Source organism: Mongoliibacter sp. (genome assembly GCF_007692705.1).
In the GTDB taxonomy this organism is placed as follows: Bacteria; Bacteroidota; Bacteroidia; order Cytophagales; family Cyclobacteriaceae; genus Mongoliibacter.
In genome coordinates this window covers 1-9,549 of sequence record NZ_REBN01000234.1, presented here as the reverse complement: position 1 = coordinate 9,549, position 9,549 = coordinate 1, and the positions used below count along the sequence as shown (strand labels likewise).

The following is a 9,549-nucleotide window of genomic DNA, read 5'->3' as shown; positions in this document are numbered from 1 at the left end:
ATCGAGGCTCTTGGGCCGTGAGTGGGTCGAGGTTGATATGAGAGATTTTGAAGAAAGTTGATTTTATTTTTTTTATCCTTAAATTGATTTAAATCTCTTTTATAAAGCCTATTTTTTTCCCGAGAAATTCGGGACAGGCTTTGATAAAAAAATAGGCGAACCCCGATAGCTATCGGGGCAAGAAAATGGAATTCCCGAAACTCGGGACTGGCTCTATCAACCCACATGGCCTCCGCTGGCCCGGTCCATTTTCATTCCCACCCGCGTGTATCGATAAAAGTTCGAGTAAGGTTGAAGGTTAAAATATCTTATCCCTTATTTTCCGCCGTAACCCATGGACCAATGTAATCAAAAGGCCATTGCACGGCCAAGGGATAAGTCTTTACAGGAATCGAGGCTGAAATTGAAATATCGAATAATGGAAATCGAATTTCGCCCGCCTGCTTCGGGCAGGAATAATGAAGTGAAAAAAACCACCGTAAAGGGTTGTACTCTCTCTAATCAGGGATTGATATATTGAAATGGATACGGCATAGGCTAAGGTTGAAGCTTGGTTATAGCGACTCAACTTACAGAAAACCGCATACTTATAACTCAAATCAATCAGGTTCTATAATAACTGTAGCAGCTAAAAAGGGACTTACCATAAAATACCCCAATGCTTCTGTATTTCCGCGCACCAATTCAATATTGGATACAGGATTTTGAGGCGGGGGGCTGAACAGTCCTCCATCATTGAAAAGAAGGCTGACCACTTGGTTGAGGTAATTATAGGCATTTCTGTTGAGTCGAAAGAGTTCAAGCCTTACCCTGTCATTTTCCCTAAATGGAAAACCTCCCAATTCAAATCCACGGTTGAGGATGGAAGTACCAAAGGTATCATCAAAAAGCAGGTAGTCATTGCGGCTATTGAGTAAGGTATCGTTTCTGACCAACCTGATTCTATAGAAATTATTATCAGTAAAAGGTATGTCCCCAAAGACCGTCAAGTAATAGCCCTCTTCCCGAAAGACCCTTTCTTCCTTAAATTCATACCTTATGCTATCCAAAGTAGGTGGTGGCAACAAGGTTCCTCTGGACATGTATTCACTCTCTCCTATGACCACATTCAGTTCATATGTCTCCCCTTGAATTCCACCGAAATTATTCGATGGCAGGTACCTGCCTGATTGTGGGGAAAACCTAAAATCTACTGAAAGCCCTGAGTCCACATTTGTAATGGATACTTCAGCATTTTCAATGACTTCATTCCCTTCTTCATCGTAGTAATCCTTTGATGCTGATATTTTTACAAAATTTACAGCTCCGTTGTCTGTCCAAAAAGCCTCGATTACGGGCTTTTTTTCTACGGAAGCCAAGTCAAGAAATACTTCTTCCTGACAGGAAAATAACGCTGCGGAGAGCAAAAAGAGGGTAATAAAATATTTATATCGCTTCATCATTAAAACTGAAAATTATAAGTAAGAGCAGGCAGGAAAGTAAAGAGGTAAGTCATTACGACTCCCGGTCTTCTACTGACTATTTCTTGTCCTGAACTCACATCAAAATTGATTTCTCCATTGACTATATCCGTGAATTGGTATGTGAAAGGATTCTTCCTTCCATACAAATTGTAGATACTGAAGTTCCAACTGCCCCTCCATTTTCTTCCTTTGTCCTCATTTTTCCATGTGACAGATGCATCCATTCTATGGTAATCGGGGAATCGGTCGGCATTCCTTTGACTCCCATAAAGGGGTAGTCTTTGGTTATCCACTTCATAAGATCCAACAGGAAAGGTGACAGCCTGCCCGGTGGTATAGATAAAGGTCATTCCTGCAGACCATCGTTTGTTGAACTCATGATTGACGACCAAGGTGAGGTCATGTGGACGGTCAAAACGGGGATTGTACCACCTGTCATTGCTGATCCCTTCAATTCTTCTCCATGTTCTCGAATAAGTATAACTCAACCAACCTGTGGATTTCCCTGAATTTTTCCTGAGGAGAAATTCCGCACCATAGGCATAGCCATTTCCTGTCAACAATTCAGTTTCCACATTATCCGTCAAAATCACACTGGCACCCTGCCTCAGGTCCACAAGGTTTTTAAAATCCTTATAGTAGGTTTCCGCAGAAATTTCCCATCTGTCCTGGTTCAGGTTTTTGAACAATCCTATAGAAATCTGATCTGCCCTGATGGGTGGGACAAAGGCATCAGCCGGCACCCACCTGTCCAGCGGAAGCCCAGCAGAATTGTTTGTTGCCACCTGAATGTATTGGAAAGTCCTGTTGTAGGCTGCTTTGATAGAAAGGTTATCTTGGAGCAGGTACCTCATAGACACCCGGGGCTCAAGACCTTGGTAAAATTTCATGTTTTCCAAGCCCGAGAACTGTAAAGTATCCAGTATGGCTGATTCGGGGCTAGGTTGTTCATCTGAGTATTGGTATTGTACTCCTCTGCCCACCCTATGGTAAATTCCCCACCTTAAACCTGCCTCAATTCTCATCCTGGCATTGATGTCCGTACTGCCTGCTATAAAGACATTGTTTTGCCAACCATTTCTCTGATTTGTAAAAATAGGTTCAATGGCTGATCCAGGTGCAGGTTCCAGGTTGATGGGTGCAAAATGATAAAATTGGGTATGAAAGCCCCAATTGATTTGTGTACTCTCATTGGGTAGGAATGTCCACTCAGCCCTTGTCCCGGTTTCTGACAAGACATTGTCCCAATCGAAGCCATTGTCATCATCCACAAAATTGACCATATACTTGTAGCGGCTGTGGTAGGTATTGAGGTCAAAAAAAGTACGCTCATTGATATTCCTGTTCCAGGTTGCGGAGCTCACCCAGTTGTCCCAGCCAAAGCCAAACTGGGCAGAAAGCCCTAAGAAATCCGACCCATAATAAGAAGAGAAAGAAAGTTTGTCCCTGTCTCCTAGCTTGAAGGTGAATTTACCACTGAGGTCATAGAAATATAAACTGTTGTTATTGATGCTTTCATTTGGCGACAGTCTCAAAAAAACATCAGCATAGGTCCTTCTTCCTGAAAGCACAAAAGAAGACTTGTCAGAGAAAAGGGGGCCATCGACAGTCAACCTTGAGCTGATGGTACCTATTCCTCCTTCCCCTCTTACTTTCTGGTAGTTACCTTCTTTCAAGGAAACATCAATGACAGAAGAAAGCCTTCCACCAAGGTTTGCAGGAATATTTCCCTTGTAAAACTCCACTCCTTCCAATGCATCAGGGTTGAATACCGAGAAGAATCCAAAAAAGTGAGAAGGATTATAAATGGGTGCTCCGTCAATCTGGACAAGATTCTGGTCTGCGGAACCACCCCTGACAAACAGGCCCGTGGTTCCCTCCCCTGCTGTTTGCACCCCAGGTAAAAGCTGTAAACTCCTCAAAAGGTCTACTTCTCCGAACAATGCCGGGATATTTTTAATCGTTTGTATAGGGACAACGGACTTTCCCATATCCAGACTTTTCACATTTTGATCGGGTCGCCTTTCCAGAATGATGATCTCTTCCAAAGAGAGTTCCTCGGGTCTGAGGTAAAATTTAACATCTTTTGCGATATCTTTTTCCTGTATCAAGCGTACGCTTTCAGTGAACCCTATAAAACTAATAATCAGTTTAGCTGGTAATTCGATGATAGGAATTGTAAAATTGCCATTGATATCGGTGACGACTCCCTTTTGGGGGTCAGATTCCCAATATACATTTGCTCCTGGAAGCGCCTCGTCGCTTTCATACTCATAAACCGAACCTTTAAGAATATTATCCTGCTGTGCAAAAGATGAAAAACTCAAAAAGAAACACCCTAACACAATCACCAAACGGTATAAAAAACACATGCTCTTATCAATATTTTGATTACCTAACGGATATTGACCGTTGGCTGTTGAAAATTAGTCCAATAAATTCTTAATCCTTTTCTTTTCATCTTTATTTTATAATTTCAGGGCATGATTTGGGCATTTCCGGACTACTCACTCCTCATTTGGTTAGCAATAATTTTCACGCTGCTGTATGGGATATACTTATTTCGATTCTATTGGATCAATAAAAAGCTTCAAGTAAGCAAACACAGGTTGATTATCAAACTTCTGTTGCGTGGAACCTACTTTTTACTGTTTTTGATTGCCATGGCAGGACCATCCATTGGAACCTCCATGAAAGAAATCAAGGAAGAAGGAAGGGACATCTTTATTGCCATAGACCTCTCACATTCCATGAATGCGACAGATATTGGCCCGAGCAGGCTTCAAAGGGTCAAATTTGAGCTTAAAAATCTTGTCAAACAATTTGCAGGAGATAGAATTGGATTAATTATTTTCAGTTCTGAGGCTTTTATTCAATGCCCACTCACTTTCGATCAAAATGTGTTGCAGCTGCATTTAGATGGGTTGAACACCTATTTGGTGCCGGCACAGGGAACAGATATCAGTGCTCCTCTTGCGATGGCATTGAGTAAATTTGAAGCAGAGGAAACGAATGAAAATAAATCCAGGTCGGTCATACTCATTTCAGATGGTGAGGACTTTGCGGATAATTTCAAAGGATTGACAGCAGATCTCAATGATGCCGGCATACGTGTATTTACCTTAGGTGTAGGTACAGCTGAAGGCAGCACCATTCCGAGGGGAAATGGTCTGATTGTTGATCCAAAGACAAATCAGCCTGCTATTACCAGGATAGAACCTGCAAATATGAGGTTGATTGCTTCACAGACCAATGCCGAATACTTTGAACTTTCGGATGAGGTGCAGGAAATCCCCGACCTGATACAGGCCATAGAAAGAGTGGAAGGCTCGGTAACTGGATCCAGAATGGTAGAAGCTTCGGCCAATAAATATTTCTATTTCCTGCTTGCTGCAATAAGCCTGGCCATTTTGGATATGGTATTGCCATTCAGAACCATTAAATTGTGATTCCGTCAAGTATAATAACATCCATGACAAAATATCTTCTTTTCATATTTCTGCTTATCCCTTCTTCCCTTACAGACATTGGGAAAAAGAACAAAGCCATCAAAGAAGCTTCCCGCAGTTATGCAGAAGCTGATTATGAGGCTTCGGTAGAAAAGCACTTGGCGCTGAAGACTGATTTCAGTGTGGATTCTCCAAATGCCAATTTCAATTTGGCCTTGAGTTACCATTACAATGGAGACCTGGAAGAAGCCCAAAGAACCTATTCAAGTTTGATCACCTCATCTGATAAATTCATTGCGTCATTCGCTTCTAATCAAAGAGGAATTCTTTTGGCCAATGAAAAGGAATTCGAAGAGGCGCTGGGTGCCTTCAAATTTGCCTTGATCAAGGATCCAGGCAATGAGGCTGCGAGGTACAATTATGAGCTTCTGGCAAGGTGGTTGGAAGAAAACCCAGATCAGCAGGACCAGCAAGATCAGGACGATCAGGGAGAGGATTCCGAAAATCAGGACGATCAGGATGAACAGGATCAAGATCAGGATAGCGATTCCCAGGAAAATAAAGATGGGGAAGGTGATGAGCAAACTGACGAAGATGAGGCTTCCGAATCCCAGAAAAAAGATGACAAAGAGGGAGAAAAATCACAGGATGAAAGTGATTCTCAGGATCCTTCTGAAATGGAGTCTGACCTGAGTGAAAGAGAAAAACAGATGGAAAAACTCCGTGAACAATTACAGGAGATGAACCTTACTCCCGAGCAGGCGGCCCAGATACTTGAAGCAATGAACGCTGCAGAGCTGAGGTATATCCAGCAAAACCGAAAGAAACCCACCAAGAGACCTGAACGAGGTCTACCGGAGTGGTAAAGAGTTAAATGTTAAGAGTTAAGAAAGCAGCTCTTGGTTTCTTGGTTCTTGTATCTCGCATCTCGCTTCTCGCATCTCGCATCTCGTTTCTAAAAAAATAACTAAACTAATATAAACCCAATGAAAGAAGTATATATCGTTTCAGCAGTAAGGACTCCTTTAGGGAGTTTTGGAGGTAAATTATCAGGATTGACAGCCGTAGAATTGGGAAGTATTGCCATAAAAGGTGCGCTTCAAAAGGCCAATGTAGCTCCGGATCAGGTGGAAGAAGTTTTGATGGGCAATGTGATTTCGGCCAACCTTGGGCAGGCACCTGCCAGACAGGCGGCCATCGGCGCAGGAATTGGCTACAATGTACCTTGTACTACGGTAAATAAGGTATGTTCCTCGGGTATGAAAGCAGTGATGTTTGCAGCCCAATCCATTATGACGGGGCAAAATGACCTTGTTGTGGCTGGTGGAATGGAAAGCATGTCCAATGTTCCCTACTATGTTCCAAAGGCCAGGTTTGGCTACAAATATGGCAATGCGGAGATGGTAGATGGCTTGGTAAAAGACGGTCTGTTTGAAGTTTACTACAAGTTTCCAATGGGAAATTGTGCTGACAATACCGCCAGAGAAATGAATATCAGCCGAGAAGAGCAGGACGAGTACGCCATACAATCTTATACAAGGTCCGCTGAGGCTTGGAAAGCAGGCGCTTTCAAGGATGAGGTAGTTCCTGTGGAATTCAAAGGAAGAAAAGGTGAAACCATAATCATCGATGAGGATGAGGAGTTTAAGAATGTAGTTTTTGAAAAGATCCCCAACCTAAGACCGGTATTTGACAAAGAAGGCACCGTTACAGCTGCGAATGCATCTACCATGAATGATGGTGCTTCAGCCTTGGTTTTGGCCAGTAAGGAAAAAGTTCAGGAATTGGGCTTGAAACCCTTAGCCATTATCAGAGGCTTTGCAGATGCGGCCCAAGATCCTATCTGGTTTACCACAGCACCATCATTGGCCATACCAAAAGCAATCAAAAATGCCGGTATCACTGAAAATGATGTGGATTTCTATGAAATCAACGAAGCATTCTCTGCTGTGGCCATTGCCAATCAGAGACAGTTGAACATAGACAAGGACAAGCTGAATGTGTTCGGTGGAGCGGTATCTCTTGGTCATCCACTAGGAGCCTCAGGTGCAAGGATCATTGCCACACTCAACTCTGTCTTGCATCAGAAAAAAGGCAAAATAGGAGTGGCAGGAATCTGTAACGGAGGTGGTGGCGCTTCCGCTATTGTAATAGAAAAAGTATAATTCAAGTTGAGGAGGCTGTCTCATATGTCTTTCTCCCAGTTCAGTACCCAAAAAAAGTTTAGGGTTTAGCATTAAGCCACTAGAGTCTTTGTAGCCCAAATTGATAGTGGATACCACAAAGGCTCCAAGACACAAAGCTTGATCAACAAACGCAAATTAGATTTTGGATAAAAGTTTGGAGAGTTAATGTATGAGACCGCTCCTTTTTCAATTCATTTGACAACCGGAACCCTCTTGATGAAAATCAGATTAGTATTTTTGTTTTTTCTTTTCACCCACCTTACCACTTATGGTCAGGAACTTGTTAGGACTTTTTATGACGAAGAAAAAAGAATTGTAAGAGAAGTTTACCGAAAAGTCAATGGTGTGGCGGAAGGTGAGTACAAGCTCTTTTATGAAGAGGGGAGCTTGGCTGTGCTTGGCCAATTGAGCAATGATAAAAAGGAGGGTCTTTTTATTGATTTTTTCCCCAATTCCCAAGATACTCTTCGCATCATACATTACGAAAACAACCTCAAACAAGGACCTTCCAGGAATTATTACCAATCAGGGGAAATTTCGCAGGAGCTTCATTATGTGGATGATCAATTGGAAGGTGAGGTGATCAGTTATTTTGAATCAGGAATCACGAGACAAAAAGCAACTTTTAAAAATAACAGGCCGGATGGCTGGACTTATGATTATAATCCGGAAGGCAATCTCTTGGAGAAAGCCTTTTACAAGGATGGATTATTGGATGGTGTACGCGAACAGTACTATGAGGATGGTCAGCTACGGGCCAGCACAACATATAAAAAGGGAGATATCCAAGGAGAGCAACTCAATTATTATCCTTCAGGAAAGTTAAAATCCAAGTTTTCCTATAAAAAAGGGTACCAACATGGTCCCACCATAAGTTATTATGAGGACGGGTCTGTTGCCAGAAAAGGAAAGTACCGAAGAGGTGATCCCCATGGTGAGTTTGTCAGCTATCACGAAAACGGCCAGGTTGCCGAACAGGCAAAATATAAGAGAGGAGATCCAGTTGGAGACATTACCTCCTATTATCCCGATGGAAGCATTCAGGAAGTGGCCAGCTATAATGATTTGGGCAATATCCAAAAACTGATTGCCTTCTACCCCAATGGAGAAAAAGAACGCGAAGTATATTACCGCAATGGTCAGGAAGAGGGTACAGCGGTGAAATATTTTGAGAATGGGCAAATTAAGGAAACAATGCCATTTGTAAAGGGCAGTCCTCACGGTACGCAAATGGTTTACAACGAAAATGGAGTATTGATTTTGGAACGTCAGTTCAAAGAAGGCCGTAGGATTGGGGAAATTCTCAAAGAAGAAATAAATAATTGATGAATAAGCCAGTTAAAAGACTCCAAAAAAGGAAGCTTTTTCTATTTTTGTTCAATTGATAAAATAAGATGAGCAGAGCAATCAAAGAAACACAGTTTCAGTTTCCCAATCAGCAAGGGTTCTACAAGGGCAAGGTTAGGGATGTCTATATTTTTGACAGCAAATTGGCTATTGTTGCCAGTGACAGGATTTCCGCATTTGATGTGGTATTGCCCAAGCCTATTCCGCATAAGGGGCAGGTTTTGAATCAGATTGCAGCAAAATTTTTACATGCCACAGCGGACATTGTCCCCAACTGGGTGGAATCCACCCCTCATCCCCAAGTAACAATCGGCAAAAAGTGTGAGCCTTTCAAAGTGGAAATGGTGATCAGGGGTTATCTTGCCGGACATGCTGCCAGGGAATATAAAGCGGGGAAGCGAATGATATGCGGGGTTTCGTTGCCGGAAGGCTTAAAAGAAAATGATAAACTTCCCAGTCCCATCATCACTCCTACTACCAAAGCCAGTGAAGGGCACGATGAAGATATTTCCAAAGAGGAAATATTGGCCCAAGGCATTGTAAGTGAGGAAGATTACGAGGTTTTGGAAAAATATACCTATGCCTTATTTGAAAAGGGCAGTGCTATGGCCAAACAAATGGGCTTGCTATTGGTAGATACAAAGTATGAGTTCGGAAAATATGGAGATGAAATTTTATTGATAGATGAAATTCATACACCTGATTCCTCGAGGTATTTCTATGCAGATGGCTATGATGGTCTTCAGGAATCCGGGCTTCCCCAAAAACAGCTTTCAAAGGAATTTGTAAGACAATGGTTGATCAGAAATGGGTTCCAGGGAAAAGAAGGGCAGGAAGTTCCCGAGATGCCGCAACAATTTGTAGACGAAGTATCAGAGCGGTACATAGAATTGTTTGAGCAAATTACGGGGGAGAAATTTGAAAAAGCCCCTTCAGATTCTCTTGAAAAAGATATTGAAAAAGCTATATTGACACATATATAAATTGAAAATAGAAGATCATGAAATCGAGCCTGCCTACCGGACAGGCAGGCATGACAAAAATATCATACACTGGGATGATTGTAAACCATGCGAAGATTCTCCCGAAAGTCGGGACAGGCTA

The 9,549-nt window shown here is 42.3% G+C and carries 7 protein-coding genes; 5 read left to right on the top strand and 2 right to left on the bottom strand.

All coding sequences use genetic code 11. The features are described from left to right. Positions 1-599: 599 nt before the first annotated feature. Entirely contained in the window at positions 600-1,442 is an 843-nt protein-coding gene (locus tag EA341_RS16525) for a DUF4249 family protein (RefSeq protein WP_367127713.1), read from the bottom strand. Further along, a complete protein-coding gene (locus tag EA341_RS16520; RefSeq protein WP_293016276.1) occupies positions 1,442-3,835 on the bottom strand; it encodes a TonB-dependent receptor in 2,394 nt (797 codons plus the stop codon). Before EA341_RS16520 ends, EA341_RS16525 begins: the two co-directional genes overlap by 1 nt. Positions 3,836-3,946: 111 nt before the next feature. On the opposite strand from EA341_RS16520, the gene EA341_RS16515 reads away from it, so the two are divergent. From EA341_RS16515 to EA341_RS16495, 5 genes are all read left to right on the top strand, one after another. Further along, on the top strand, positions 3,947-4,912 hold the full coding sequence (locus EA341_RS16515; RefSeq protein ID WP_293016275.1) for a VWA domain-containing protein: 966 nt from the start codon (positions 3,947-3,949) through the stop codon (positions 4,910-4,912). A gap of 23 nt (positions 4,913-4,935) precedes the next feature. Then, positions 4,936-5,778 (top strand): hypothetical protein, encoded by an 843-nt coding sequence (locus tag EA341_RS16510; RefSeq protein WP_293016274.1) that lies wholly within the window; start codon positions 4,936-4,938, stop codon positions 5,776-5,778. Positions 5,779-5,898: 120 nt separating this feature from the next. Next, positions 5,899-7,077, top strand: coding sequence for an acetyl-CoA C-acyltransferase (locus tag EA341_RS16505; RefSeq protein ID WP_293016273.1), 1,179 nt, complete (start codon positions 5,899-5,901; stop codon positions 7,075-7,077). A 237-nt stretch (positions 7,078-7,314) separates the two neighbouring features. Beyond that, entirely contained in the window at positions 7,315-8,424 is a 1,110-nt protein-coding gene (locus EA341_RS16500) for a toxin-antitoxin system YwqK family antitoxin (protein WP_293016272.1), read from the top strand. Between the two features lie 68 nt (positions 8,425-8,492). Then, on the top strand, positions 8,493-9,428 hold the full coding sequence (locus EA341_RS16495; RefSeq protein WP_293016271.1) for a phosphoribosylaminoimidazolesuccinocarboxamide synthase: 936 nt from the start codon (positions 8,493-8,495) through the stop codon (positions 9,426-9,428). Positions 9,429-9,549 lie beyond the last annotated feature (121 nt).